The following is a 25,970-nucleotide window of genomic DNA, read 5'->3' on the forward strand; positions in this document are numbered from 1 at the left end:
CGGCGCGGGGTCGGGCGGTCCCGAGTGGGGTGGTGACCGCGGAAGGATGGCCGGAGCGCGTCATCCTATGACTCAAAACGACCGTCTGACCAGGGGTTTCCCGAACCGTATCCGGCGATGTCAGTGGCGTGGTGTGCAATGGATCTCGTGCCCGCACTGGAAGAACCACTGAAGAAAGTGCTCGGCCCAGCCACCGCCAAGGTGATGGCCGAGCATCTCGGCCTGCACACCGTCGGCGACCTCCTGCACCACTACCCCCGCAGATACGAGGAGCGCGGCCAGCTCACCCACCTCGCCGACCTGCCCATGGACGAGCACGTGACGGTGGTCGCCATGGTCGCCGACGCCCGCCTGCACACGTTCGCCTCCGCCAAGGCGCCCCGCGGCAAGGGCCAGCGCCTGGAGGTCACGATCACCGACGGCAGCGGCCGGCTCCAACTGGTCTTCTTCGGCAACGGCGTGCACAAACCCCACAAGGAACTCCTGCCCGGCACGCGCGCGATGTTCGCCGGCAAGGTCTCGGTCTTCAACCGCCGCCTGCAACTGGCCCACCCGGCCTACGAACTGCTGCGCGGTGACGACCCGGCCGAATCCGTGGAGACCTGGGCGGGAGCCCTGATCCCGCTCTACCCGGCCACCGCCAAGCTGGAGTCCTGGAAGATCGGCAAGGCGGTCCAGACGGTCCTCCCCAGCGCTCAGGAGGCCCTGGACCCCCTTCCCCCGACCCTCCGCGAGGGCCGCGGCCTGGTCTCCCTCCCCGAAGCCCTGCTCAAGATCCACCGCCCGCACACCAAGGCGGACGTCGCGGCCGCCCGTGACCGCCTCAAGTGGGACGAGGCCTTCGTCCTCCAGGTCGCCCTGGCCCGCCGCCGTCACACGGACGCCCTGCTTCCGGCGGCGGCCCGCAAACCGGCCCCCGGCGGCCTCCTGGCGGCCTTCGACGACCGTCTCCCCTTCACCCTCACGGAAGGCCAGCGGAAGGTCTCGAAGGAGATCTTCGACGACCTGGCGACGGAACACCCGATGCACCGCCTCCTCCAGGGCGAGGTCGGCTCGGGGAAGGCGCAGCCCCTCGACTCGCTGGTGCTCACACCCGCCGGCTTTCGTCGGATGGGGGACTTGAAGGCGGGGGACGAGGTCGTCGTGCCGCAGGGGGAGATCGCGCTGGTCGACGGTGTCTTCCCGCAAGGAGAACGCGATGTCTGGCGCTTGGTGCTCTCCGACGGAAGTTCCGTGGAATGCGATGACGAGCATCTGTGGATCGTCGGAACCAGCTCCGGATGGCACCGGGGCCAGGCCCCCAAGGTCATGACGACTCGGGAAATCCGCCTCGACACGTACAAGGCAAACGGATCCTCGAAGTGGTACATCCCGGCCGCGGCCCCCGTCGACCTCGGAGCCGACTCGGGGCTGCCGATGGATCCCTACCTCCTCGGCCTTCTCCTTGGAGACGGTTCATTCCGCCACAACCTGACTCTGTCCACGAGCGACAACGAGATTCGCGATGCCGTGGCGGCAGCAGTGGCGCCGGTGTGCCGGCTGGTACCAAAGAAGGGCTCCCGCTGCGACTACGAGATCCAGCTGGAAAACCGTGCTGGCGGAGTCCGTAATCCAGTGATCCAGGCTCTCCGGGATCTGGACCTGTGGGGTCGGACGTCCCACGGGAAATTCGTTCCCGACGAGTTCAAGAACACTTCGATCAAGAATCGTCTCGCCTTGGTGCAGGGGCTGATGGACACCGATGGCGCCATCCACGCCGACGGCATGAGCGCTTCGCTCTGTTCTGCCTCCCGCAGGCTCGCGGACGACGTCGCCTGGCTTGTGCGCTCGCTGGGTGGCCGTGCGCGCGTCCTGCCGAAGAAATCCGCTTTCAACGTCTCGGTCGCTCTGCCCGAGGAGTACGCCCCGTTTCGCTTGTCGCGCAAGGTTGCTCGCGTCCGGCCACGGCCGAAGTACAACACCTTCCGACGCGGAATCCGCGCGGTCGAGTACGTGGGCCGAAAGCCTGTCCAGTGCATCAGTGTCGCTCACCCGAGCCGCGCGTACGTCACCGACCACTTCACCATCACCCACAACACCATGGTCGCCCTCCGCGCCATGCTCGCCGTCGTCGACGCCGGCGGACAGGCGGCCATGCTCGCCCCCACCGAGGTCCTGGCCCAGCAGCACCACCGCTCGATCACCGAGATGATGGGCGAACTCGCCGAAGGAGGCATGCTCGGCGGTGCGGAGCACGCCACCAAGGTCGTCCTCCTCACCGGCTCGATGGGCACCGCCGCCCGCCGCCAGGCGATGCTGGACCTGGTCACGGGCGAGGCGGGGCTCGTGATCGGCACGCACGCCCTGATCGAGGACAAGGTCCAGTTCCACGACCTGGGTCTGGTGGTCGTGGACGAGCAGCACCGCTTCGGCGTCGAGCAGCGGGACGCCCTGCGCGGCAAGGGAAAGCAGCCGCCCCACCTGCTCGTCATGACCGCGACCCCCATCCCCCGTACGGTCGCGATGACGGTCTTCGGCGACCTGGAGACCTCCGTCCTCGACCAGCTCCCGGCCGGCCGCTCCCCGATCGCCACCCACGTCGTCCCCGCCGCCGACAAGCCCCACTTCCTGGCCCGCGCCTGGGAACGGGTCAGAGAGGAAGTGGGCAAGGGCCATCAGGCCTACGTCGTCTGCCCCCGCATCGGCGACGACATCGATGAGGCGGCCGACCCCAAGAAGGCGAGGAAGTCCGCGGAGGACGAGGCGGAGAAGCGCCCCCCGCTCGCCGTCCTGGACATCGCCGACCACCTCGTCAAGGGCCCGCTGGGCGGCCTCCGCGTCGAGGTCCTGCACGGCCGTATGCACCCCGACGACAAGGACGCGGTGATGCGCCGCTTCACCGCGGGCGAGACCGACGTCCTGGTCGCCACCACGGTCATCGAGGTCGGCGTGAACGTCCCGAACGCCACCGCCATGGTCATCATGGACGCCGACCGCTTCGGCGTCTCCCAGCTCCACCAGTTGCGCGGCCGGGTGGGCCGAGGCTCCGCTCCCGGCCTCTGCCTCCTGGTCACGGAGATGCCCGAGGCGAGCGCCGCCCGCCAGCGCCTCACGGCGGTCGCCTCGACGCTGGACGGCTTCGAGCTCTCACGGATCGACCTGGAGCAGCGCCGAGAGGGCGACGTCCTGGGCCAGGCCCAGTCGGGCGCCCGCTCCAGCCTCCGCGTCCTCGCGGTGATCGACGACGAGGAGATCATCGCTCAGGCGAGAGAGGAGGCGACGGCCCTGGTGGCGAAGGACCCGGAGCTGACCGACCTCCCGGGCCTGAGAACGGCCCTGGACGCCCTGTTGGACGAGGAGAGGGAGCAGTATCTGGAGAAGGGCTGAGCTGAAGCGGCCCGAAAAGGGGCGCGGGGCCGTACGGACTTGCGGCGACCGCGGCATGGGCGCGACGAGCCGGAACGGACCCGCGGCCGCCGTCGTACGCCAGGCACCCACCCCCACGAGCCTGCCAGACTGAACCCGTAAAGCCGCCCTCCAAGAAGGACCCCTCATGACCCGAGTGATCGCCGGCCAGGCAGGCGGACGGCGCCTCTCGGTGCCGCCCGGCACAGGTACCCGGCCCACTTCGGACCGCGCACGCGAAGCCCTCTTCTCCACCTGGCAGTCCCTGCTCGGCGGCCCCCTGGACGGCGAACGTGTACTCGACCTCTACGCGGGCTCGGGCGCCGTAGGCCTGGAAGCCCTCTCCAGGGGCGCGGCCCACACCCTCCTCGTCGAAGCGGACCCGAGAGCCGCCCGCGTCGTCCGTGAAAACGTCAAGAACCTCGGCCTGCCCGGCGCCGAGGTCAGATCGGGCAGAGCGGAACAGATCATCCAGACCCCGGCGCCCGCCCAGCCGTACGACGTCGTCTTCCTCGACCCGCCCTACGCCGTCACAGATCACGATCTTCGGGAGATTCTCCTCACACTCCACTCTGGGGGCTGGCTAGCGCCGGAGGCGATCGTCACCGTGGAGCGCAGCACCAGAGGCGGCGATTTCCACTGGCCGGCAGGCTTCGAGGCCCTCCGGTCCCGTCGCTACGGCGAGGGAACGTTTTGGTACGGTCGCGCCGCCTCTACGTGCGAAGACGCACGATGACCGGACCGGAGAGCGAGGGATCACTAGTGCGCCGCGCCGTCTGTCCCGGGTCGTTCGACCCGATCACCAACGGACACCTCGACATCATTGCCCGCGCGTCCCGTCTGTACGACGAGGTCTACGTCGCGGTGATGATCAACAAGTCCAAGAAGGGCCTGTTCGAGATCGACGAGCGGATCGACCTGATCCGCACGGTCATCGCCGAATACGGCAACGTCCGGGTCGAGGCGTTCCACGGCCTCCTCGTCGACTTCTGCAAGGAGCGCGACATCCCGGCCATCGTCAAGGGCCTGCGGGCCGTCAGCGACTTCGACTACGAGCTTCAGATGGCCCAGATGAACAACGGCCTGTCGGGTGTCGAGACGCTTTTCGTGCCGACCAACCCGACCTACAGTTTCCTCTCCTCCTCACTGGTCAAGGAGGTGGCCCAGTGGGGCGGCGACGTCGCCCACCTGGTTCCGCCGGCCGTGCTGGAGGCCCTCAACAAGCGTCTCGGTAAGGACTGATGGGGCTACAGTCGTCCCGTCCGTCTCCAACCCAGCTGTAGAGAGTGGCGAGCACAGGTGGACGTGCAGAAGAAGCTGGACGAGATCGTGAGCGCGGTCTCCGGCGCCCGGTCCATGCCCATGTCGGCGTCGTGCGTGGTCAACCGCGCCGAGCTGCTCGCGATGCTCGAAGAGCTGCGCCAGGCGCTGCCCGGCTCGCTCGCGCAGGCCCAGGAGCTGATCGGCGACCGGGACCAGATGGTCGAGCAGGCCCGGATGGAGGCCGAGCGGATCATCGAGTCCGCGCACGCCGAGCGCGGCTCGCTGATCTCCGGCACCGAGGTGGCCCGCCGCTCCCAGGCCGAGGCCGACCGGATCCTCGCCGAGGCCCGCCAGGAGGCCGAGGAGGTCCGCGCCGAGGCCGACGACTACGTCGACTCCAAGCTCGCCAACTTCGAGGTCGTCCTCACCAAGACCCTCGGCTCGGTCGGCCGCGGCCGCGAGAAGCTGCTCGGCACCGGCCCCGGCCTGGACGAGCAGGGCTACGAGGACGAGGACGCCCCCGAGCGCAGCCACGACCCCGAGACCCTGCGCCGGGACGCCGACGCGTACGTCGACGTCAAGCTGGGTGCCTTCGAGGCGGTCCTCGCCAAGACCCTGGAGGCGGTCGGCAAGGGCCGTGCCAAGCTGCACGGCCGGATCGCCTCCGACGCCCTGGGCGCCCTCGCCGACGACAGCACGACCTTCCAGCACTCCAGCGACGCCGACTACCTCGCCGACCTCGCGGCCCTCGCCGACCAGGACGAACGTGCGGCCCAGGCCGAACAGGCCGCCGCCCAGCCCGCGCAGCAGCCGCAGTACGACCAGCGGCCCATGCAGGAGCCCGCGGCGGCGCAGGATCCGTACGGCTACCCCCAGCAGCAGCCCGTCTACGCCCAGCAGGACGCGTACGGCTACCAGCAGGACCCCTACGGCTACCAGCAGGCCGATCCGTACGCCGCCGCCTACCAGGGGTACGACACCGGCCAGCAGCCCGTCTACGACCCGCAGCAGCAGCCGGCCCAGCACCAGCAGCACCAGCAGCACCAGTCGTACGACCTCGACGAGACCAGTCTCTTCGACACCAGCATGATCACGCCGGAGCAGCTGCGGGCCTACGAGCAGGGCCGGGGCCTGTAGGGACCGGCGGAAGGCGGCGGAAGACCGGCGGATTGGGCCGACAGCGAAAGGTCCAGTATCCTGGCTCTTCGGTCGCGTCTACGTCCGCGATCCACGCTGCCCGGAGACATCTCCGGACGGCGTCCCTCTGAAATCGAAGATCGAAAGCAGGAATGGCTCCTCACGCGCGCCTCGACCACCGCAACCCGTTCGTGTTCGACACACACGAGCTGGGGAGGCGGCCCGGTGCGCTACAGCGCCTGACCCGCATGGTCGACGCTCCCGAGGACTTCGGGATCAAGGGGGTCATCGGAGTGCCGCAGGGCGCCCCGGTGGAGCTCGAACTCCGGCTTGAGTCGGTCATGGAAGGTGTGCTCGTCACAGGCACCGCCCGTGCACAGGCCAAGGGGGAGTGCGTAAGGTGTCTGGAGCCGGTCGAGCAGGAGCTCGAAGCGGATTTCCAGGAACTGTTCTCGTACCCTGACGCCGACGACCGGGGCCGCGTGATCGCGGAACCGGGCGACGACGCCGAGGACGACGAGGACAGGTTCTTCATCGAGGACGGCCTGTTCGACCTCGAACCCGTGCTGCGTGATGCGGTGGTGCTCGCACTGCCGATGCAGCCGGTGTGCCAGGACGACTGCCTGGGCCTGTGCTCCGAGTGCGGAGCCCGGCTCACGGACGACCCGGACCACCACCATGACGCCGTCGACATCCGTTGGGCGGCTTTGCAGGGACTCGCCGGTTCCATGAAGGACGGCGAGAAGGACGAGATGAGCGGCGCTGACGCGGAAGCGGGCGTCGACGAGAAGCAGGAGAAGTAGCCGTGGCTGTTCCGAAGCGGAAGATGTCGCGCAGCAACACGCGCCACCGCCGGTCGCAGTGGAAGGCTGCGGTCCCCACCCTGGTTGCGTGCGAGCGCTGCCACGAGCCCAAGCAGCAGCACATCGCGTGCCCGTCTTGCGGCACCTACAACAAGCGCCAGGTCCTCGAAGTCTGAGCGGCCAGGTGAGAGGCACTGTGTCCAGTCCAAAGAAGGGCGATGAGCCCAAGGCGGACCCAACCGCCAAGAAGAAGGCGGACAGCACGGCCTCGTCCCACACGCTTCTGGAAGGGCGGCTCGGCTACAAGCTTGAGTCCGCCCTTCTGGTGCGTGCGCTGACCCACCGTTCCTACGCGTACGAGAACGGCGGTCTGCCGACGAACGAGCGGCTGGAGTTCCTCGGTGACTCCGTCCTCGGTCTCGTCGTCACGGACACGCTGTACAACACCCACCCCGACCTGCCCGAGGGCCAGCTGGCCAAGCTGCGGGCCGCGGTGGTGAACTCGCGTGCGCTCGCGGAAGTGGGCCGCGGTCTCGACCTGGGTTCCTTCATCCGGCTCGGCCGCGGTGAAGAGGGCACGGGCGGCCGGGACAAGGCGTCCATCCTCGCCGACACCCTGGAAGCGGTGATCGGCGCGGTCTATCTCGACCAGGGCCTCGACTCGGCGTCCGAGCTGGTGCACCGGCTCTTCGACCCGCTGATCGAGAAGTCCTCGAACCTCGGAGCCGGCCTGGACTGGAAGACCAGTCTCCAGGAGCTCACCGCGACGGAGGGCCTCGGCGTACCCGAGTACCTGGTCACGGAGACCGGCCCCGACCACGAGAAGACCTTCACTGCTGCCGCCCGCGTCGGAGGCGTCTCGTACGGCACCGGCACCGGCCGCAGCAAGAAGGAGGCGGAGCAGCAGGCCGCCGAGTCCGCCTGGCGCGCCATCCGCGCCGCGGCGGACGAGCGCGCCGAGGCCGCGGCGGCCCAGCAGGCCGCCGAAGCCGAGGCCGAGGAGGACGACGGCCCGTCGTCGTCCGCCGCCTCCGTCTGACGAACAGCGCAGTCCGAGCGCCCGCACCCGGTAGCCCTGGGGCGGGCGCTCGGAGTCTTATGGTCCTTCCCGGGAGTCCCGATGCCTGAATTGCCCGAGGTGGAGGTCGTACGGCGCGGCCTGGAGCGGTGGGTCGCCCATCGTGTCGTGGCCGAGGCCGAGGTCCTGCACCCACGTGCCGTACGACGGCACCTGGCCGGCGCCGACGACTTCACGCACCGGCTGAAGGGCCACCGCGTCGGCACCCCGAGCCGGCGCGGCAAGTACCTGTGGCTGCCGCTGGAGGACACCGGCCAGTCGATCCTCGCGCACCTCGGCATGAGCGGCCAGCTGCTGGTCCAGCCGCACGAGGCGCCTCAGGAGAAGCACCTGCGCATCCGCGTCCGGTTCGCCGACGGCCTGGGTACGGAACTCCGCTTCGTCGACCAACGCACCTTCGGCGGGCTGTCGTTGCACGACAACACCCTCGACGGACTGCCGGACGTCATCGCGCACATCGCGCGTGACCCTCTCGACCCGCTGTTCGACGACGAGGCCTTCCACCAGGCGCTGCGCCGGAAGCGATCCACCATCAAGAGGGCGCTGCTCGACCAGTCGTTGATCAGCGGAGTCGGCAACATCTACGCGGACGAGGCCCTTTGGCGCGCCCGCGTCCACTACGAGCGGCCGACCGCCGGCTTCACCCGGCCGCGCACCGCCGAACTCCTCGGCCATGTACGGGACGTGATGAACGCGGCCCTGTCCGTCGGCGGCACCAGCTTCGACAGCCTGTACGTCAACGTCAACGGCGAGTCGGGGTACTTCGACCGCTCGCTGGACGCCTACGGCCGGGAGGGCCTGCCCTGCCGCCGGTGCGGTACGCCGATGCGCCGGCGGCCCTGGATGAACCGGTCCAGTTACTTCTGCCCGACGTGTCAGCGGGCGCCGCGCGTCTCGTCGTAACGCTCCCGGGCGACCAGCACCTCGTCCATCCGGCTCTCCACGAAGTGGACGACGGCCAGCAGGCGTTCGGCGACCGCGCGGCCGAGCGGGGTGAGTTCGTAGTCGACGCGCGGCGGGTTGGTCGGCTGCGCCTCGCGGTGCACCAGGCCGTCGCGCTCCAGGGCCTGGAGGGTCTGGGAGAGCATCTTCTCGCTGACGCCGTCCACGCGCCGGCGCAGCTCGTTGAACCGGAACGGCCCCTCGTGCAGCGCGCTCAGCGTGAGCCCGCCCCAGCGGCCCATGACGTGCTCAAGGGTGGTACGGGAGGGACAGGCCCGGGCGAAGACGTCGTACGGAGGCTGCGGCTCCGCGACGCTGTCCTGGGTGATGGTCATGCGTCAAGCGTACGGGAGCTCAGCGCTAACCGACAGGGTGCGCTAACTAACGGTTAGCGCGGCTCGCCCGGTAGTGCGATGGCCCGATGGGCCGATGGCTCGATGGGCCGATGGCTCGATGGCTCGACAGCCGATGACGCCCCGGTGGCAGGTGCGGCTAGTACCCGAAGTCCTGCGTCCACCACGGGCCGCCCTCGCCGAAGTGCACCCCGACCCCGAGGGTCTTGAAGTCGCAGTTCAGTATGTTGGCGCGGTGGCCCGCGCTGCTCATCCAGGCGTCCATGACGGCCTGGGCGGTGGCCTGGCCGCGGGCTATGTTCTCGCCGCCGAGGTTGGATATGCCGGCCGCCGCGGCCCGGTCCCACGGCGTCCTGCCGTTCGGGTCGGTGTGGTCGAAGAAGTTCCGCGCGGCCATGTCGTCGCTGAACGACTCGGCCAGCCGGGTCAGCGAGGAGTTCGCCGACAGCGCGCTGCATCCGACCTTGGCCCGCTCCTCGTTCACCAGCTTCAGCACCTCGGCCGCCACGACGGCCTCCTCGGAGGTGGTGATCGGCGCGGCGGTTCGCGCCGGGGCCTGGGTGGCCGTCCGGCTCGGGGTGGCCTTCGGCGTCTTGGACGGCGTGGCGGTGGGCGCCGGCTTATCGGTCGCGGTCCTTGTCGGGGTGGGCGACGAGGAGGCGGCGGACTTCGGCGGGGAGGTGGACGCGGACTTCGAGGCGGACGCCGTCGCCGTGGGCGAGGTGGAGCGCTGGGCGTCCCGGCTGGTCGACGAGCCGGTGCCGCGGCTCTCGGCACTGCCGGAGGTGCCGCCCTGCTCGGCGGCCGTGTTGCTGGGCGTGCCCGCGGCCTGCACCCGCTCGCCGCCGGTCGTGCTGCTGCCGCCGCCGAGCTTGTAGTTCTCCAGGCCCGGCACCATACCGGTGGCCACCGCGACCGTCCCGATGGCGACGGCGGCGGAGACCCCGAGCAGCCCGGTGGCCACGGGCCGCCCCGCCTTCTTCCGACGCCGGTGCGCATGGCCGGAGGGGCCGCCCCCGGACGGGCTGAACTCCGAGACCGGGAAGGCAGCCGTCCCGGTGTCCCCGGCGTAGTCGTCGTCGGTCGCGTACAGGTAGGCCGAGCTGCGCGCGTTGGTCTCGGCGTAGCCGTCCTGGTGAAGGTAGGCGGCCGTGCCCTTGCCGTAGCGGAGGGCCGCGAACGAGTCCTGCGGGTCTTGGTCGCCCGGGTACGAGCCGCTGCTCTCCGCGATCCCCGGGGCGCGGCCTGTGGCGGCGCGGCCGGCGGCGTGGCGTCGGTGGCGTCCCATGTCCCTGCCCTCTTCCCTCGTCCTCGCGGTCGGGGTCGACCAGGGCCGGTGTGGCCGATGACTCCTTCTGGTCAACCAGACTCACCTGATCGAGTGAGTTTCAGATGAGATTCGTTTGGGTGGGGACGGTACCCCATACCGCCGCGGGAGGAAGTGCCCCGAGTGACATTGGCCCGTTAGGTTGCACCCATGAGCGAGGATGTGCGACTGGTCGCCTGGGTCCGTGGACGTGTACAGGGCGTGGGGTTCCGCTGGTTCACGCGGGCCAAGGCGCTGGAGATCGGCGGCCTGAGTGGTTTTGCTCTCAATTTGGGCGACGGTCGCGTCCAGGTGGTCGCGGAGGGCTCACGGACGGGGTGCGAAGGGCTGCTCGACTGGCTCCGGGGCGGTGACACGCCCGGGCGCGTGGAGGGTGTCACCGAGATCTGGGACACACCCCGGGGCGGCTACGACGGCTTCGCCATCCGCTGAGCCGGTTGCGCGAGGCCGCGCGGCGGAAGCGGAGCGAATTGCCACTGGCATGTGCCCCGAGCAGAAAGGGCCTGGTGGTTGCCAAGAACGGCGGGTCGTGGCAGGCTCCGCACTTACAGATGATCGCCACGCCCTGAGGGCCCCGCAGGAGTCGCAGCGCCGCCCGGCCAGGGCCGCCCGACCGCGGGTTCGCCCGCCAATACGGGGCGTGATCGTGTTGACCGTCAAACTTTTTGGTGAGACGCTGAAAGCCCCGCGCACCTTAGCTGTTTGGCATGGCGCAACACCCGAGCACCACTCGGATGTGCCAAGCACCGCGGGTGCGATCCCTCACGACCCACACCGCTTCGGTCGGTCACTCAGTGTGGAGGACCATCCATCATGGCAAAGGCGCTTCTCGGTTACGTCGGCGGCTCCGACCCGCGACTCCTCGCCGAGATGCGACGGCTCCAGCAGCGTGTCCAGGACCTCGAATCCGAGTTGGTACGGATTCAGGCCGAGAACGACTCGCTGACGGCTGCCGCTTCTCACGACAGGATCATGGAGAGCATCGACGCAAACCAGGCGGAGCCTGCGCTCACCTGATCGCTGCATCGCTCCACGACAGCACATGCGGCGATTGGGCAGCCCATATCAACCGCTCAAGTTGTCAAGATTTGCAAGGGACGCCTCGGCGTCCCTTCTTTCTTGCCTTTCCTGCTCGTCCTTCTTGGCTTTCCCGCCCCCGAGCCGAGCCGGACCTTTCCAGCCCCGCGCATCCTTTCACCTTCTTTAACGTCTGGTGTGCCCTGCATGTTCATGCGCGAAACCGCGCGGTTGCGAGGCTTCGTGGAGTGCGCTAGCGCCGCCGGGTAAAGTCCGACGGCGTGCACCTCAAGGCCCTGACCCTCCGCGGGTTCAAGTCGTTCGCCTCGGCGACCACGCTCCGGTTCGAGCCGGGGATCACGTGCGTCGTCGGGCCGAACGGCTCGGGCAAGTCCAATGTGGTGGACGCGCTCACCTGGGTCATGGGCGAGCACAGCGCCAAGTCGCTGCGCGGCGGCAAGATGGAGGACGTCATCTTCGCCGGCACCACCGGGCGGCCGCCGCTGGGCCGTGCCGAGGTGTCCCTGACCATCGACAACTCCGACGGCGCGCTGCCCATCGAGTACGCCGAGGTCACCATCACGCGGATCATGTTCCGCAACGGCGGCAGCGAGTACCAGATCAACGGCGACACCTGCCGTCTCCTGGACATCCAGGAACTCCTCTCCGACTCCGGCATCGGCCGCGAGATGCACGTCATCGTCGGCCAGGGCCAGCTCGACTCCGTCCTGCACGCGGACCCGATGGGCCGGCGCGCCTTCATCGAGGAGGCGGCCGGGGTCCTCAAGCACCGCAAGCGCAAGGAGAAGGCCCTCCGCAAGCTGGACGCGATGCAGGCCAACCTCGCCCGCGTGCAGGACCTGACCGACGAACTCCGCCGCCAGCTCAAGCCGCTCGGCCGCCAGGCGGCGGTCGCCCGCAGGGCCGCCGTCATCCAGGCGGACCTCCGGGACGCGCGCCTGCGCCTGCTGGCCGACGACCTGGTACGCCTGCGCCAGGCACTCCAGAACGAGGTCGCCGACGAGGCCGCCCTCAAGGAACGCAAGGAAGCCGCCGAGCAGGAGCTGAAGAAGGCCCTCCAGCGGGAGGCCCTCCTGGAGGACGAGGTACGGCAGCTCACCCCGCGCGTGCAGCGGGCCCAGCAGACCTGGTACGAGCTCTCCCAGCTGGCCGAGCGGGTCCGCGGCACCATCTCGCTGGCCGACGCCCGGGTGAAGAGCGCCACCTCCGCGCCCCCCGAGGAACGGCGCGGCCGCGACCCCGAGGACATGGAGCGCGAGGCCCACCGCATCCGTGAGCAGGAGGCCGAACTGGAGGCGGCCCTGGAGGCGGCCGAACGTGCCCTGGAGGACACCGTCGCGCACCGCGCCGAGCTGGAGCGCGAGCTGGCCGTCGAGGAACGGCGCCTGAAGGACGTGGCCCGCTCCATCGCCGACCGCCGCGAGAGCCTGGCCCGGCTGAACGGCCAGGTGGGCGCGGCCCGTTCGCGCGCCGCGTCCGCCCAGGCCGAGATCGACCGGCTGGCCGCCGCCCGCGACGAGGCCCAGGAGCGGGCGGTCTCGGCGCGCGAGGAGTACGAGGAGCTGAAGGCGGAGGTCGACGGCCTCGACGCCGGCGACGAGGAACTGGCCGCCCAGCACGACCAGGCCAAGCACCGGCTCACCGAGGCGGAGGCGGCCCTGACCGCGGCCCGCGAGGCGGTCACGACGGCGGAACGCAGGCGCGCCGCGACCCAGGCCCGCCACGAGGCGCTGGCGCTGGGCCTGCGGCGGAAGGACGGTACGGGCATACTGCTCGGTGCGCGGGACCGGCTCACCGGCGTCCTGGGCCCGGCGGCGGAACTGCTCACGGTGACCCCGGGCCACGAGGTCGCCCTGGCGGCGGCCTTCGGCGTGGCGGCGGACGCGATCGCGGTGACGACCCCGGCTTCGGCGGCCGACGCGATCCGGCTGCTGCGCAAGCAGGACGGCGGGCGGGCCGCGTTGCTGCTCGCGGGTGCGCCTGAGCCGCCCCGGTCCGAAACGCCCCGCTCCGAAGCGCCCTGGTCCGAAGCGCACTTCGCGGCAGATCTCGTCCGAGGCCCCTCCGACCTCATGCCCGCCGTACGGCGCCTCCTGGGCGGCATCGTCGTCGTCGACACCCTTGAGGCCGCCGAAGACCTCGTCTACCGCCACCCCCACCTCACCGCGGTGACCGCCGAAGGCGACCTCCTCGGCGCCCACTTCGCCCACGGCGGTTCCGCCGGCGCACCCAGCCTGCTGGAAGTACAGGCCTCCGTGGACGAGGCCGCCGCCGAGCTGGAAGAGCTCGCCGTCCGCTGCGCGGAGCTGGCCGAGGCCCAGATGTCGGCCCAGGCGCACCGCAAGGAGTGCGCCGCCCTGGTCGAGGAACTGGGGGAGCGGCGCCGCGCCGCCGACCGCGAGAAGTCGGCGGTCGCCCAGCAGCTCGGCCGCCTCGCCGGACAGGCGCGGGGCGCGGCAGGCGAGGCGGAACGTTCCACGGCGGCCGCCGCCCGCGCCCAGGACTCCCTCGACAAGGCCCTCGAAGAGGTCGAGATCCTCGCCGAGCGGCTGGCCGTGGCCGAGGAGATGCCCGTCGAGGAGGAACCCGACACCTCGACGCGCGACCGGCTCGCCGCCGACGGCGCCAACGCCCGCCAGACCGAGATGGAGGCCCGCCTTCAGGTCCGTACCCACGAGGAGCGGGTCAAGGGGCTGGCCGGCCGCGCCGACTCCCTCGACCGCGCCGCCCGCGCGGAACGCGAGGCACGCGCGCGTGCCGAGCAGCGCCGGGCCCGGCTGCGCCACGAGGCGGCGGTCGCGGAGGCCGTCGCCGCCGGTGCGCGGCAACTGCTCGCGCACGTCGAGGTCTCCGTCGGCCGGGCCGAGCGGGAACGGGCCGCCGCCGACGCCGCGAAGACCCGGCGCGAGCAGGAGCTGACCGCCGCCCGCACCGCCGGCCGCGACCTCAAGGCCGAACTCGACAAGCTGACGGATTCAGTTCACCGGGGCGAGGTACTCGGTGCCGAGAAGCGGCTGCGGATCGAGCAGCTGGAGGCCAAGGCACTGGAGGAGCTCGGTGTCGAACCGGCGGGGCTCGTCGAGGAGTACGGTCCGCACCAGCTCGTCCCGCCCTCGCCCCCCGCCGAGGGCGAGGTGCTGCCGGACGATCCCGAGCACCCGCGCAACCAGCCCAAGCCCTTCCACCGGGCCGAGCAGGAACGCCGGCTCAAGGCGGCCGAGCGGGCCTATCAGCAGCTCGGCAAGGTGAACCCGCTGGCCCTGGAGGAGTTCGCGGCCCTTGAGGAACGGCACAAGTTCCTCAGTGAGCAGCTGGAGGACCTGAAGAAGACCCGTGCCGACCTGCTTCAGGTCGTGAAGGAGGTCGACGAGCGCGTCGAGCAGGTCTTCACGGAGGCGTACCGGGACACGGCGAGGGAGTTCGAGGGCGTCTTCAGCCGCCTCTTCCCGGGCGGCGAGGGACGGCTGATCCTGACCGACCCCGACAACATGCTCACCACGGGCGTGGACGTCGAGGCCCGGCCGCCGGGCAAGAAGGTCAAGCGGCTCTCCCTGCTCTCCGGCGGCGAACGCTCGCTGACCGCGGTCGCGATGCTGGTGTCGATCTTCAAAGCCCGCCCCAGCCCGTTCTACGTCATGGACGAGGTCGAGGCGGCCCTGGACGACACCAACCTGCAGCGGCTGATCCGCATCATGCAGGAGCTCCAGGAGTCGTCCCAGCTCATCGTGATCACGCACCAGAAGCGCACGATGGAGGTCGCCGACGCGCTGTACGGCGTCTCCATGCAGGGCGACGGTGTGTCGAAGGTCATCAGCCAGCGGCTGCGCTGACGCCGGGTCCTTACCGACGGGTTCGGGCGCGCCGCCGTCGTGGCCGGCCGCGCCCCGCGGCGGAGCCGCAGATCGATACGGCCCCGCGTCGCTTCGGGGTGCGTCCCTCCCTTCTCTTCTTCAAGTAATGAACACATCTTCGATGTGTGGTCTCTGCAACTTCACACCCCATCAACTATTGACTTCGAAACTTGAAGGCATAGTCTCTGCAACGTTGCTTTTGCCTTCAGGTGTGAGTGGTGCGAGTGCCACTTGGATCTGAGAGGGCTCACCCCCCCACCCCCGGCAGCGTTGCCGGCGGCCCGAGGAGTTCTTCTTGTGACCAGCACTGCGCAGGAATCCCAGTCAGGAGCCAGGACGGCTCACCCCGATCACCTCGGGCACGTCATCTTCATCGCGGCGGCGGCCGCGATGGGCGGTTTCCTCTTCGGTTACGACAGCTCCGTCATCAACGGTGCCGTCGAGGCGATCCGAAGCCGTTACGACATCGGGTCCGCGGCCCTCGCCCAGGTCATCGCCATCGCCCTGATCGGCTGCGCCATCGGCGCCGCGACCGCCGGCCGGATAGCCGACCGGATCGGCCGTATCCGCTGCATGCAGATCGCGGCCGTGCTGTTCACCGTCAGCGCCGTGGGCTCGGCGCTGCCCTTCGCGCTCTGGGACCTCGCGCTCTGGCGGATCATCGGCGGCTTCGCCATCGGCATGGCCTCCGTCATCGGCCCCGCCTACATCGCCGAGGTCGCTCCGCCCGCCTACCGCGGCCGCCTCGGCTCCTTCCAGCAGGCCGCGATCGTCGTCGGCATCGCGATCTCGCAGCTGGTCAACTGGGGTCTGCTCAACGCCGCCGGCGGCGACCAGCGCGGCAAGCTGATGGGCCTGGAGGCCTGGCAGGTCATGCTCGGCGTGATGGTGATCCCGGCCGTCCTGTACGGCCTGCTCTCCTTCGCGATCCCCGAGTCCCCCCGCTTCCTGCTCTCCGTCGGCAAGCGTGACCGGGCCCGCGCGATCCTCGAAGAGGTCGAGGGCAAGAGTGCCGACCTGGACGCCCGGGTGGCCGAGATCGAGCACGCGATGAAGAGCGAGCACAGGTCCACGTTCAAGGACCTGCTCGGCGGCTCCTTCTTCTTCAAGCCGATCGTCTGGGTCGGCATCGGCCTGTCGGTCTTCCAGCAGTTCGTCGGCATCAACGTGGCGTTCTACTACTCCTCCACGCTCTGGCAGTCGGTGGGCGTCGACCCGACGGACTCGTTCTTCTACTCCTTCACGACGTCGATCATCAACATCATCGGCACCGTGATCGCGATGATCTTCGTGGACCGCGTCGGCCGCAAGCCGCTGGCCCTCATCGGTTCGGTCGGCATGGTCGTCGGCCTCGCCCTGGAGGCCTGGGCCTTCTCCTACGCCCTCGTCGACGGGAAGCTGCCGGCCACGCAGGGCTGGGTCGCCCTGATCGCCGCCCACATCTTCGTCCTCTTCTTCGCCCTGTCGTGGGGTGTGGTCGTCTGGGTCTTCCTCGGCGAGATGTTCCCCAACAGGATCCGCGCCGCCGCCCTGGGCGTGGCCGCCTCCGCGCAGTGGCTGGCCAACTGGGCCATCACCGCGAGCTTCCCGTCGCTGGCCGACTGGAACCTCTCCGGCACCTACGTGATCTACACGGTCTTCGCGGCCCTCTCCATCCCGTTCGTCCTCAGGTACGTCAAGGAGACGAAGGGCAAGGCCCTGGAGGAAATGGGCTGAGCAGGCCCCCTCGACTCGGGGAGAAGGGCCAAGTCCCCGCTGCCCCTCTCCTCGTCTCCCCCCGCCGCCCCGCCCGGTCACTGCCCGGGCGGGGCGGCGGCTCATGCCCACGGCACACACGCTCGGTCTCTTGATCCCACCGCGGACGTTTTTCCGCCGCCACGCTGATCGGCCACGACGCCGTTGCCCGGCGGTGCCGAACCGTCGCGCAGTCCCCTGTCGTGCAGGCCTCGCTGCGGATGTTTTTTCCGCCGCCACGCTGATCGGCCACGACGGCGCTGTCCGGCGGTGCCGAACCGTCGCGCAGTCCCCTGTCGTGCAGGCCTCGCTGCGGACGTTTTTTCCGTCGCCACGTTGATCGGCCACGACGGCGCTGTCCGGCGGTGCCGAACCGTCGCGCAGTCCCCTGTCGTGCAGGTCTCGCTGCGGACGTTTTTTCCGCCGCCACGCTGATCGGCCACGACGGCGCTGTCCGGCGGTGCCGAATCCCTCGCGTGGCCGATCGTCGGTGTGCCTCGCCCCGCTACGCCGGCAGCGCCGGAAGCACGGTCTCCGCGAACAGCCGCAGGCTCCGCCAGCCCTCCTCCACCGGCATTCCGCCCGCCAGTGGATGCAGGACCAGGTTGTCCAGTCCGGCCGTCACGCACTCCTCGGGGGTGAGGATGCGGTAGACGCCCTCCTCGCGCAGTTCCCCGACCGTGGTCGCGGCCGACCGCACCGCCGAGTGGATGTCGCCGGACTGCCAGGACGCGTAGGTGCGCGCCTCGTGCAGGAAGTGCTCGCCGTACCGGGCCCACGCCCGGTCCGGGTCCTCGGCGATGTGCAGCAGGGGCGTCTCGGCCGTGGGCATCATCGTCCAGCCCTCCGTGCCGTACTCGGTGAGCATCTCCTTGTAGTAGGCCTCCAGCTCCGGCAGATGCGCGCTCGGGAAGAACGGCAGGCCCAGGCGGGCGGCGCGGCGGGCGGCGGCCCTGGAGGAGCCGCCGACGAGGAGAAGGGGGTGCGGGTCGGTGAAGGGGCGGGGCGTGATCCGTACCGTACGGCCCCGGTACTCGAACTCCTCCCCGGTCCACGCCTTCAGCAGCGTCTCCAGCAGCTCGTCCTGCAGCCGCCCCCGCCGCCTCCACTCCACGTCGAAGAGGGCGTACTCCTCGGGCCGGTAGCCGATCCCGGCCACCGTCACCAGCCGGCCTCCGCTGAGCAGGTCGAGGACCGCGATGTCCTCGGCGAGCCGCAGCGGGTCGTGCAGCGGGCCGATCACGGCCGACACGGTCACCGCGATGCTCCGGGTCGCCCCGAACACCGCGCCCGCGAAGGTGAACGGCGAGGGCAGCCAGTTGTTCTCGACGCCGTGGTGCTCCTCGGTCTGCACGGTGGTGACCCCGTGCTCGTCGGCGTACGCGGCCATGTCGAGGGCCGCCCGGTACCGGGCGGCCAGGGTCGCCGGGGAGGCGTCGGGTTCGACGAGGTTGAAACGGACGACCGAGACGGCCATGGGGGACCCCCTTCACCGGGCGGCTGGTGCGGGGGACGTTAGCTGACGATGCGTCAGACAGCCATAGGCGAGCGCCGCCCGGCGGCGGCTCCCGGCGCCACCGCCGGCTTCGGCAGCACCCCGTACAGCAGCCCCGAGACGGCGATCGTCGAGAGCCAGCCGAGGCCGTACCGGCCGACGGGGTTGTTGGTGGCGAGCGGGCCGGTGAACCAGTCGCACGTGGTGAAGAGCAGACCGGCGGCCAGGCCGAGCGCCCAGGCCGCGACGGCGGCGGGGGAGAAGCCCGCCCGGTACCAGTAGGCGCTGGTGCGCGTGGTGTCGAGGAGGGCCGCGGCGTCGTACTCCCGGCGGCGGAGCATGTCGACCCCGAAGACGCCCACCCACGCCGAGAACGCCACCGCCAGCAGCGACAGGAAGGCGATGAAAGAGGCCAGGAAGGAGGTCGCGACCAGCATGAGGGCGCCACCGAGGACCAGCGAGATCACCGCGTTGACCGCGACCGCCCAGTGCCGGTGGATGCGGAAGCCCAGCGTCTGCGCGGTGAAGCCCGCCGAGTACATCGACATCGCGTTGATCGTCAGCATCCCGACCAGGGCGATGAGGAGATAGGGGACCGCCAGCCAGCGGGGGAGGACCTCGCCGAGGAAGGAGACCGGGTCGGCCGCCTTGGCGAGGGCCGGCGAGGCGGCTGCCGTCACCGCGCCCATCAGGACCAACGGGAGTACGACGATCCCGGCGCCGCCGACCGTGTTGCGGACGATCGCCGCCGAGGACGCCGTACCCGGCAGATACCGCGCGAAGTCCGGCGCGGACGGTGCCCAGCTGATCCCGCCCGCCGCGATCAGCCCGGCCCCGGTGACCATCGCGGCCGCGGAGCCGGCGGGCCGGCCGAACACCCCGGCCCAGTCCGTCGCCGCGATCAGATGGCCGAGGACCAGCAGTGAGAAGGCGCCGAACAACCAGGTCGCCCACCGGTTGCAGTACCGGACCGCCCCGATGCCCATGCCCGAGATCGCGAACGTGGCGATCACGAAGAGGAGGAGCGCGACGACGACCAGGGCGGTGCTGCTCCTCATCCCGAAGAGGACGTCCACCACTCTCAGCAACGCGTAGGCGCCGGTCACCGCGTTGATCGTCTCCCAGCCCCAGCGCGCCACCCAGATCAGTGCGCCGGGGAGCAGGTTGCCGCGCTGGCCGAAGACCGCGCGGGAGAGGGCCATGCCCGGCGCGCCGCCGCGTCTGCCCGCGATGCCGATGAGCCCGACCAGGCCGTACGACACGACCGGCGCCGCGACGCCGACCACCAGGGACTGCCAGAAGTTCAGCCCGAACGACGCCGCCAGGCTCGCGCCCATGGTCACCAGCAGGACGGTGATGTTGGCGGCGATCCAGGTGGGGAGCAGACCGCGGGGCGTGCCGGTGCGCTCGGAGTCCGGGACCGGTTCGAGGCCCCGGGTCTCGAGGCCGTGGTGTGCCAGCGACTCTTCGAGATGTTCGAGCGCGCCATCGTGGTGGGCGGTGGAGCTCATGGTCAGTCATCGTACGGGAGTCCGACCAATCTCCTCAAAAGGTATCAAATGGGGGTGACTGGATTCCGAGGATCATCCAGAAACTCCCGCGCGAGGGAACAAAGTCGGCCGTGGGGGAGGGATGGATACTGGACCCGTTATGGAAACCGTCATCCTTGCTGTAATCATCGCCGTGGTCGTGCTCGGCGTGCTCGGCGGGCTCGTCGTCGGCAGCCGGCGCAAGAAGTCGCTGCCCCCGCCGCCCCCCGCCGCGCCGGACATCACCGCGCCCCCGGCCGAGCCGCACGTCGGCGACGAGGCCGAGATGCCGCGCGACGAACCGCGCCGGACGATAGAGGAGGTCGACCTTCCCGACGGCTCGGCTCCCGTCGTCGTGGAAGAGCTCCCCGCCCCCGAGATCGAGATCCCGGAGCCCACCGCCGGCCGGCTGGTCCGGCTGCGCGCCCGGCTCTCCCGTTCCCAGAACGCCCTCGGCAAGGGCCTGCTCACGCTGCTCTCGCGCGAGCACCTCGACGACGAGACCTGGGAGGAGATCGAGGACATCCTGCTCACCGCCGATGTCGGTGTGCAGCCCACCACCGAGCTGGTCGACCGGCTGCGCGAGCGCGTCCGGGTGCTCGGCACCCGCACCCCCGACGAGCTGCGCGGCCTGCTCCGCGAGGAGCTGCTCAAGCTCATCGGCACCGACGTCGACCGCGTGGTGAAGACCGAGCCCGCCGACCGCAAGCCGGGCATCGTGATGGTCGTCGGCGTCAACGGCACCGGCAAGACCACCACCACCGGCAAACTCGCGCGCGTCCTCGTGGCCGACGGCCGTACGGTCGTGCTCGGCGCCGCCGACACCTTCCGGGCCGCCGCCGCGGACCAGCTCCAGACCTGGGGCGAGCGCGTCGGTGCTTACACCGTGCGCGGCCCCGAGGCCGGCGACCCCGCCTCCGTCGCCTTCGACGCGGTGAAGGAGGGCAAGGAGATGGGCGTCGACGTGGTGCTCATCGACACCGCCGGGCGCCTCCACACCAAGACCGGCCTCATGGACGAGCTGGGCAAGGTCAAGCGGGTCGTGGAGAAGCACGCTCCGCTGGACGAGGTGCTGCTCGTCCTCGACGCCACCACCGGCCAGAACGGCCTGGTCCAGGCCCGGGTCTTCGCCGAGGTCGTCGACATCACCGGCATCGTCCTCACCAAGCTGGACGGCACCGCCAAGGGCGGCATCGTGATCGCGGTCCAGCGCGAACTGGGCGTCCCCGTCAAGCTCGTCGGTCTCGGCGAGGGCGCGGACGACCTGGCGCCGTTCGAGCCGGAGGCGTTCGTGGATGCCCTTATCGGTGACTGACCGGGAGGGGATGGATCTACCCGCCCCGAGCTCGCAAAGAAGCGCCCGATCCCCGAAGACGCAGTCGGGGACGGGCGCTTCGGCGTATGGGCCCCCGGGCCCCTGCGGCTACGCCCGCGACCGGTGCGCCACGTAGGCCAGCGTCCCCAGCAGCAGCCTCGCCGCCGGTGGCCTTGTCGCCGAGTCCAGGGCCGGCGGGCGCAGCCAGCGGACCGGGCCCAGGCCGCCCCGGTCGGACGGTGGGGCGGTGATGTGGCTGCCCGAGCCGAGGCCGCGCAGGTCGAGGGAGGTCGGGTCGTCCCAGCCCGTGCGGTAGAGCAGCTCGGGGAGCTCGGCGGCGGCGCCGGGGGCGACGAAGAAGTGGGCGCGGCCGTCCGGGGTGGCGGTGACCGGGCCGAGCGGGAGGCCCATGCGCTCCAGGCGGACCAGGGCGCGGCGCCCGGCGGGCTCGGCGACCTCGATCACGTCGAACGCGCGGCCGACCGGCAGCATCACCGCGGCACCCGGGAACTCTCCCCAGGCCTTGATGACCTCGTCGAGCGTGGCGCCCGCGGACACCTGGGGCGCGAAGTCCAGCGGATGCGCTCCCGGCGCGGGACAGTCGGCGTGCCCGCAGGAGCACGCGCCGGCCGCGGCCCGGGCGCCCGGGACCACGTCCCAGCCCCACAGCCCGGTGAACTCGGCGACGGCGGTGCAGTCCGATGAGCGACCGCGCCGGCGGGTGCCGGAGCGGATCTCGCGAATGCCGCCGATCGTGAAGCCCATGCCCCCTCCAACGGGTCCGGCGCGCCGGTGGTTACGACACGGAACGGGACGGAAACGGAACGTGACGCTACGGCTCCGCTTTCCCGCGCGCCCACAAGATCACGGCAGCGCCCTGAAGCGTCCAGGGTGGTGCGTCTGGAGGCGTGCGCCCCCGAGTGCATCGCTCCGCCTACTCCCGGCCGTCCTATGTCAAGTGAATCGCGCCAAGGCCATCGTGAGTTCATTCAAAGGGGTGGCGAATGGTGGCGTTTCCGGGATCGCCATGGCTGGAGCAGTGATCGTAGGATTACTTTGAGTGCACGAGGCCTGGGGGCACTTGCACTCGTGGGTATGCCGGAGGCAACTCGGCATCCCGTTCGAAGGGTGAGAACTACCGGACGGGCGGCCGTATTTACCGGCATTCTGATAGGGCTTGGCGCATCCGGCATCAAGTGGTCTCAGGGATGGGGGCGTTCCAGTGGGCGGCAACAGCGGTAGTGGGACGACCGCGACCAGCATGGACAAGCGCCCCAATGAGCTGCTCAACTCGTGGTTCGTGCGCAGCGGCTGGTCGAAGGGCGAGCTGGCTCGGCAAGTGAACCGCAGGGCACGCCAATTGGGTGCCAACCACATCTCCACTGACACGTCCAGAGTGCGCCGCTGGCTCGACGGGGAGAACCCGCGCGAGCCGATCCCGCGGATCCTCTCCGAGCTGTTCTCCGAACGGTTCGGCTGCGTCGTCTCGGTCGAGGACCTGGGGCTGCGGGCCGCCCGCCAGTCACCCTCCGCGACCGGCGTCGACCTGCCCTGGACGGGCCCGCAGACGGTGGCCCTGCTCAGCGAGTTCTCGCGCAGCGACCTGATGCTGGCGCGGCGCGGCTTCCTCGGAACGTCGCTGGTGCTGACGGCGGGCCCGTCCCTCGTCGAGCCCATGCAGCGCTGGCTGGTTCCCTCGCCGGGCGGCCCCCAGCCGCCCCCCGAGTCCGCCGCCGACTCCCGCCGCCCCGGCCGCCTCTCCAGGCCCGAGCTGGAGCTGCTGGAGTCCACCACGGTGATGTTCCGCCAGTGGGACGCCCAGTGCGGCGGCGGCCTGCGCCGCAAGGCGGTCGTCGGCCAGCTGCACGAGGTGACCGACCTCCTCCAGGAACCCCAGCCCGAGGCCACCGCCCGCAAGCTCTTCAAGGTCGCCGCCGAGCTGGCCGAGCTGGCCGGCTGGATGTCGTACGACGTCGGGCTCCAGCCCACCGCCCAGAAGTACTTCGTGCTCGCCCTGCACGCGGCCAAGGAGGCCGGTGACAAGCCGCTGGGCTCGTACGTCCTCTCCAGCATGAGCCGCCAGATGATCCACCTCGGCCGGCCCGACGACGCCCTGGAGCTGATCCACCTCGCCCAGTACGGCAGCCGGGACTGCGCCAGCCCGCGCACCCAGTCGATGCTGTATGCGATGGAGGCCCGCGCCTACGCCAACATGGGGCAGCCCGGCAAGTGCAAGCGGGCGGTCCGGATGGCCGAGGACACCTTCGCCGAGGCCGACGAGTGGGACGCCCCGGACCCCGACTGGATCCGGTTCTTCTCCGAGGCCGAGCTCTACGGCGAGAACAGCCACTCCTTCCGTGACCTCGCCTATGTCGCCGGCCGCAGCCCCACCTACGCCTCGCTGGCCGAGCCGCTGATGCGGAAGGCCGTGGAGCTGTTCGCCAAGGACGCCGAGCACCAGCGGTCGTACGCGCTCAATCTCATCGGCATGGCCACCGTGCACCTGCTGCGGGGCGAGCCCGAGCAGAGCACGGCACTGGCCTCCGAGGCCATGGGCATCGCCAAGAAGGTGCGCTCCGAGCGCGTCAACACTCGTATTCGAAAGACGGTCGACTCGGCCGTCCGCGAACACGGCGACCTCGCGGCCGTCGTCGACCTCACCGAACAGCTCGCCGTCGACCTCCCGGAGACCGCCGAGGCGGTCTGAGCCCCGGTAAACCCAAGACCCCGGCCGCGGCCGGTCCTCCCGAATGCCCGACTCGGCTCTCCCACGCCAGGTCATCGGAAGGCCGCCGCGGCCGGTTTCATTCCTCTGGGTGAAGGTTGCGCCACGATAACGATCCGGTCGGCGAACATCAGCCAGTTCATCGAGGCGTAACACCCGCGACCCCTTCGTCACTGCGGCGAAACAACGAGGGGCGGTGTCCGAAACCGCGCTGCGTCAATCTCATGGCGCATAACCGGCCCACCCCCCGCTTGACCGGACCGCATTCAGGCAACGCCCGCACCCGGGGCCGTATCAATCGACGAGGAGACGCCGATGGCACCAGCCGCCATCACGCTTGCCGCGGAGGCACCCAAACTGTCCTCCGCGAACACAGGCTTCATGCTCATCTGTTCCGCCCTGGTGCTGCTCATGACACCGGGCCTGGCCTTCTTCTACGGAGGCATGGTCCGCGTCAAGAGCACCCTGAACATGCTGATGATGAGCTTCGTCAGCATCGGGATCGTCACCATCCTGTGGGTGCTCTACGGCTTCTCCCTGGCCTTCGGCTCCAGCAACGGCTTCATCGGCTTCAACTCCGACTGGCTGGGCATGAGCAACGTCGGACTGACGGAGCTCTGGGACGGCTACACGATCCCGATCTTCGTGTTCATGGTCTTCCAGATGATGTTCGCGGTCATCACCCCGGCCCTGATAAGCGGTGCGATCGCCGACCGCGTCAAGTTCTCGGCCTGGGCGCTCTTCGTCGCCCTGTGGCTCACGATCGTCTACGTCCCGGTCGCCCACTGGGTCTGGGGCGCCGACGGCTGGGCCTACAAGCTCGGCGTGATCGACTTCGCCGGTGGTACCGCGGTCCACATCAACGCCGGTGCCGGCGCCCTCGGCGTCATCCTGGTCATCGGCAAGCGCGTCGGCTTCAAGAAGGACCCGATGCGCCCGCACAGCCTCCCGCTGGTCATGCTCGGCGCCGGTCTGCTGTGGTTCGGCTGGTTCGGCTTCAACGCCGGCTCGTGGCTCGGCAACGACGACGGCGTCGGCGCGCTGATGTTCGTCAACACGCAGGTCGCCACCGCCGCCGCCATGCTCGCCTGGCTCGCCTACGAGAAGATCCGCCACGGCGCGTTCACCACCCTGGGCGCCGCCTCCGGCGCGGTCGCCGGTCTGGTCGCGATCACCCCGTCCGGTGGTGCGGTCTCCCCGCTCGGCGCGATCGCCGTCGGCGCCATCGCCGGTGTCGCCTGCGCCGCGGCCGTCGGACTGAAGTTCAAGTTCGGCTACGACGACTCCCTCGACGTGGTCGGCGTCCACATGGTCGGCGGCATCATCGGCTCCCTGCTCATCGGCTTCTTCGCCACCGGCAAGGGCCAGTCCACCGCGACCGGCGTCTTCTACGGCGACCACAGCTGGACCCAGCTGTGGAAGCAGTTCGCCGGTGTCGGCGCGGTCCTCGGCTACTCCCTGGTCGCCTCCGCGGTCCTCGCCTTCCTCCTCGACAAGACCCTCGGCATGCGGGTCACCGAGGACGAGGAGATCTCCGGCATCGACCAGGCCGAGCACGCCGAGACTGCATACGACTTCAGCGGTGCGGGCGGCGGTGTCGTCGGCTCCGTCTCCGCCGCGGCCCTGGCCGGTTCGAGCAAGAAGGTGGACGCATGAAGCTCATCACCGCCGTCGTGAAGCCCCACCGGCTCGACGAGATCAAGGAGGCCCTGCAGGCCTTCGGCGTGCACGGCCTCACGGTCACCGAGGCCAGCGGCTACGGTCGGCAGCGCGGCCACACCGAGGTCTACCGTGGTGCCGAGTACACGGTCGACCTGGTGCCCAAGATCCGCATCGAGGTGCTGGCCGAGGACGAGGACGCCGAGCAGGTGATCGACGTCGTCGTCAAGGCCGCCCGCACCGGCAAGATCGGTGACGGCAAGGTCTGGTCGGTCCCGGTCGAGACCGCCGTACGGGTCCGCACCGGCGAACGCGGCCCGGACGCGCTGTAGATCAG

At 70.3% G+C, this 25,970-nt stretch carries 21 protein-coding genes; 16 read left to right on the plus strand and 5 right to left on the minus strand.

Annotation, left to right across the window (positions count from 1 at the left end; translation table 11 throughout):
* Positions 1 to 138: 138 nt before the first annotated feature.
* From AB0P24_RS24655 to mutM, 8 genes are all read left to right on the plus strand, one after another.
* Positions 139 to 3,366 carry a helicase-related protein gene (locus AB0P24_RS24655; protein ID WP_365797423.1) on the plus strand — a complete coding sequence of 1,076 codons (3,228 nt, stop codon included), beginning with the start codon at positions 139 to 141 and terminating at the stop codon, positions 3,364 to 3,366.
* 166 nt (positions 3,367 to 3,532) lie between these two features.
* Positions 3,533 to 4,120 carry a 16S rRNA (guanine(966)-N(2))-methyltransferase RsmD gene (gene rsmD, locus AB0P24_RS24660; protein WP_365797425.1) on the plus strand — a complete coding sequence of 196 codons (588 nt, stop codon included), beginning with the start codon at positions 3,533 to 3,535 and terminating at the stop codon, positions 4,118 to 4,120.
* Positions 4,121 to 4,146: 26 nt separating this feature from the next.
* Positions 4,147 to 4,626, plus strand: coding sequence for a pantetheine-phosphate adenylyltransferase (gene coaD, locus AB0P24_RS24665; protein WP_365797533.1), 480 nt, complete (start codon positions 4,147 to 4,149; stop codon positions 4,624 to 4,626).
* Between the two features lie 57 nt (positions 4,627 to 4,683).
* Positions 4,684 to 5,784: an ATP synthase F0 subunit B gene (locus AB0P24_RS24670; protein WP_365797427.1), complete on the plus strand. Its 1,101-nt coding sequence runs from the start codon at positions 4,684 to 4,686 to the stop codon at positions 5,782 to 5,784.
* 152 nt (positions 5,785 to 5,936) lie between these two features.
* A complete protein-coding gene (locus AB0P24_RS24675) occupies positions 5,937 to 6,587 on the plus strand; it encodes a YceD family protein (RefSeq protein ID WP_365797429.1) in 651 nt (216 codons plus the stop codon).
* A gap of 2 nt (positions 6,588 to 6,589) precedes the next feature.
* Positions 6,590 to 6,763 (plus strand): 50S ribosomal protein L32, encoded by a 174-nt coding sequence (rpmF, locus tag AB0P24_RS24680; protein WP_003951102.1) that lies wholly within the window; start codon positions 6,590 to 6,592, stop codon positions 6,761 to 6,763.
* An 8-nt stretch (positions 6,764 to 6,771) separates the two neighbouring features.
* A complete protein-coding gene (rnc, locus tag AB0P24_RS24685) occupies positions 6,772 to 7,626 on the plus strand; it encodes a ribonuclease III (RefSeq protein ID WP_365797431.1) in 855 nt (284 codons plus the stop codon).
* An 81-nt stretch (positions 7,627 to 7,707) separates the two neighbouring features.
* The gene (gene mutM / locus AB0P24_RS24690) at positions 7,708 to 8,568 is read left to right on the plus strand and encodes a bifunctional DNA-formamidopyrimidine glycosylase/DNA-(apurinic or apyrimidinic site) lyase (RefSeq protein ID WP_365797433.1); all 861 of its coding nucleotides are present in this window, start codon (positions 7,708 to 7,710) and stop codon (positions 8,566 to 8,568) included.
* Here the strand turns inward: mutM and AB0P24_RS24695 are convergent.
* Both AB0P24_RS24695 and AB0P24_RS24700 read right to left on the minus strand, forming a co-directional pair.
* A complete protein-coding gene (locus AB0P24_RS24695) occupies positions 8,541 to 8,942 on the minus strand; it encodes a helix-turn-helix domain-containing protein (protein ID WP_365797435.1) in 402 nt (133 codons plus the stop codon). The two genes, mutM and AB0P24_RS24695, sit on opposite strands and share 28 nt — an antisense overlap.
* A 157-nt stretch (positions 8,943 to 9,099) precedes the next feature.
* Positions 9,100 to 10,248 (minus strand): CAP domain-containing protein, encoded by a 1,149-nt coding sequence (locus tag AB0P24_RS24700; protein WP_365797437.1) that lies wholly within the window; start codon positions 10,246 to 10,248, stop codon positions 9,100 to 9,102.
* A gap of 189 nt (positions 10,249 to 10,437) precedes the next feature.
* Here AB0P24_RS24700 and AB0P24_RS24705 point away from each other — a divergent pair, with 189 nt between their 5' ends.
* The 4 genes from AB0P24_RS24705 (at position 10,438) to AB0P24_RS24720 (ending at position 16,892) form a co-directional block, all read left to right on the plus strand.
* On the plus strand, positions 10,438 to 10,719 hold the full coding sequence (locus AB0P24_RS24705) for an acylphosphatase (protein ID WP_365797439.1): 282 nt from the start codon (positions 10,438 to 10,440) through the stop codon (positions 10,717 to 10,719).
* 381 nt (positions 10,720 to 11,100) lie between these two features.
* The gene (locus tag AB0P24_RS24710; protein WP_365797441.1) at positions 11,101 to 11,304 is read left to right on the plus strand and encodes a hypothetical protein; all 204 of its coding nucleotides are present in this window, start codon (positions 11,101 to 11,103) and stop codon (positions 11,302 to 11,304) included.
* Positions 11,305 to 11,585: 281 nt separating this feature from the next.
* On the plus strand, positions 11,586 to 15,155 hold the full coding sequence (smc, locus tag AB0P24_RS24715) for a chromosome segregation protein SMC (RefSeq protein WP_365797443.1): 3,570 nt from the start codon (positions 11,586 to 11,588) through the stop codon (positions 15,153 to 15,155).
* Between the two features lie 318 nt (positions 15,156 to 15,473).
* Complete coding sequence (locus AB0P24_RS24720; RefSeq protein ID WP_365797445.1) at positions 15,474 to 16,892, plus strand: sugar porter family MFS transporter; 1,419 nt, start codon at positions 15,474 to 15,476, stop codon at positions 16,890 to 16,892.
* A gap of 523 nt (positions 16,893 to 17,415) precedes the next feature.
* Here AB0P24_RS24720 and AB0P24_RS24725 read toward each other — a convergent pair.
* Together AB0P24_RS24725 and AB0P24_RS24730 are read right to left on the minus strand one after the other, a co-directional pair.
* On the minus strand, positions 17,416 to 18,387 hold the full coding sequence (locus AB0P24_RS24725) for an LLM class flavin-dependent oxidoreductase (protein WP_365797447.1): 972 nt from the start codon (positions 18,385 to 18,387) through the stop codon (positions 17,416 to 17,418).
* 53 nt (positions 18,388 to 18,440) lie between these two features.
* Complete coding sequence (locus tag AB0P24_RS24730) at positions 18,441 to 19,916, minus strand: cytosine permease (RefSeq protein WP_365797449.1); 1,476 nt, start codon at positions 19,914 to 19,916, stop codon at positions 18,441 to 18,443.
* 139 nt (positions 19,917 to 20,055) lie between these two features.
* Here AB0P24_RS24730 and ftsY point away from each other — a divergent pair, with 139 nt between their 5' ends.
* On the plus strand, positions 20,056 to 21,249 hold the full coding sequence (gene ftsY, locus AB0P24_RS24735; RefSeq protein ID WP_365797451.1) for a signal recognition particle-docking protein FtsY: 1,194 nt from the start codon (positions 20,056 to 20,058) through the stop codon (positions 21,247 to 21,249).
* A gap of 108 nt (positions 21,250 to 21,357) precedes the next feature.
* On the opposite strand, the gene AB0P24_RS24740 is transcribed toward ftsY, so the two are convergent.
* A complete protein-coding gene (locus tag AB0P24_RS24740; RefSeq protein ID WP_365797453.1) occupies positions 21,358 to 22,014 on the minus strand; it encodes a bifunctional DNA primase/polymerase in 657 nt (218 codons plus the stop codon).
* A 457-nt stretch (positions 22,015 to 22,471) separates the two neighbouring features.
* Here AB0P24_RS24740 and AB0P24_RS24745 point away from each other — a divergent pair, with 457 nt between their 5' ends.
* The 3 genes from AB0P24_RS24745 to AB0P24_RS24755 all read left to right on the plus strand — a co-directional run bounded on the left by AB0P24_RS24745 (position 22,472) and on the right by AB0P24_RS24755 (position 25,965).
* On the plus strand, positions 22,472 to 23,956 hold the full coding sequence (locus AB0P24_RS24745; RefSeq protein ID WP_365797455.1) for a hypothetical protein: 1,485 nt from the start codon (positions 22,472 to 22,474) through the stop codon (positions 23,954 to 23,956).
* Positions 23,957 to 24,289: 333 nt separating this feature from the next.
* Positions 24,290 to 25,630 carry an ammonium transporter gene (locus AB0P24_RS24750; protein WP_234536180.1) on the plus strand — a complete coding sequence of 447 codons (1,341 nt, stop codon included), beginning with the start codon at positions 24,290 to 24,292 and terminating at the stop codon, positions 25,628 to 25,630.
* Positions 25,627 to 25,965: a P-II family nitrogen regulator gene (locus tag AB0P24_RS24755; protein WP_365797457.1), complete on the plus strand. Its 339-nt coding sequence runs from the start codon at positions 25,627 to 25,629 to the stop codon at positions 25,963 to 25,965. The genes AB0P24_RS24750 and AB0P24_RS24755 overlap by 4 nt, the downstream gene beginning before the upstream one ends.
* Positions 25,966 to 25,970: the final 5 nt, after the last annotated feature.

The sequence above is a fragment of the Streptomyces sp. NPDC086519 genome (genome assembly GCF_040686075.1).
Classification (GTDB): domain Bacteria; phylum Actinomycetota; class Actinomycetes; order Streptomycetales; family Streptomycetaceae; genus Streptomyces; species Streptomyces shenzhenensis.

What these genes read in the sequence shown, in the direction of transcription:
- AB0P24_RS24700 (WP_365797437.1), bottom strand. Translation starts at nt 10,248, where the DNA reads ATGGGACGCCACCGACGCCACGCCGCCGGCCGCGCCGCCACAGGCCGC.
- AB0P24_RS24710 (WP_365797441.1), top strand. Translation starts at nt 11,101, where the DNA reads ATGGCAAAGGCGCTTCTCGGTTACGTCGGCGGCTCCGACCCGCGACTC.
- AB0P24_RS24750 (WP_234536180.1), top strand. Translation starts at nt 24,290, where the DNA reads ATGGCACCAGCCGCCATCACGCTTGCCGCGGAGGCACCCAAACTGTCC.
- AB0P24_RS24730 (WP_365797449.1), bottom strand. Translation starts at nt 19,916, where the DNA reads ATGAGCTCCACCGCCCACCACGATGGCGCGCTCGAACATCTCGAAGAG.
- mutM (WP_365797433.1), top strand. Translation starts at nt 7,708, where the DNA reads ATGCCTGAATTGCCCGAGGTGGAGGTCGTACGGCGCGGCCTGGAGCGG.
- ftsY (WP_365797451.1), top strand. Translation starts at nt 20,056, where the DNA reads ATGGAAACCGTCATCCTTGCTGTAATCATCGCCGTGGTCGTGCTCGGC.
- AB0P24_RS24675 (WP_365797429.1), top strand. Translation starts at nt 5,937, where the DNA reads ATGGCTCCTCACGCGCGCCTCGACCACCGCAACCCGTTCGTGTTCGAC.
- AB0P24_RS24705 (WP_365797439.1), top strand. Translation starts at nt 10,438, where the DNA reads ATGAGCGAGGATGTGCGACTGGTCGCCTGGGTCCGTGGACGTGTACAG.
- AB0P24_RS24755 (WP_365797457.1), top strand. Translation starts at nt 25,627, where the DNA reads ATGAAGCTCATCACCGCCGTCGTGAAGCCCCACCGGCTCGACGAGATC.
- AB0P24_RS24740 (WP_365797453.1), bottom strand. Translation starts at nt 22,014, where the DNA reads ATGGGCTTCACGATCGGCGGCATTCGCGAGATCCGCTCCGGCACCCGC.
- rsmD (WP_365797425.1), top strand. Translation starts at nt 3,533, where the DNA reads ATGACCCGAGTGATCGCCGGCCAGGCAGGCGGACGGCGCCTCTCGGTG.
- AB0P24_RS24725 (WP_365797447.1), bottom strand. Translation starts at nt 18,387, where the DNA reads ATGGCCGTCTCGGTCGTCCGTTTCAACCTCGTCGAACCCGACGCCTCC.
- AB0P24_RS24695 (WP_365797435.1), bottom strand. Translation starts at nt 8,942, where the DNA reads ATGACCATCACCCAGGACAGCGTCGCGGAGCCGCAGCCTCCGTACGAC.
- AB0P24_RS24655 (WP_365797423.1), top strand. Translation starts at nt 139, where the DNA reads ATGGATCTCGTGCCCGCACTGGAAGAACCACTGAAGAAAGTGCTCGGC.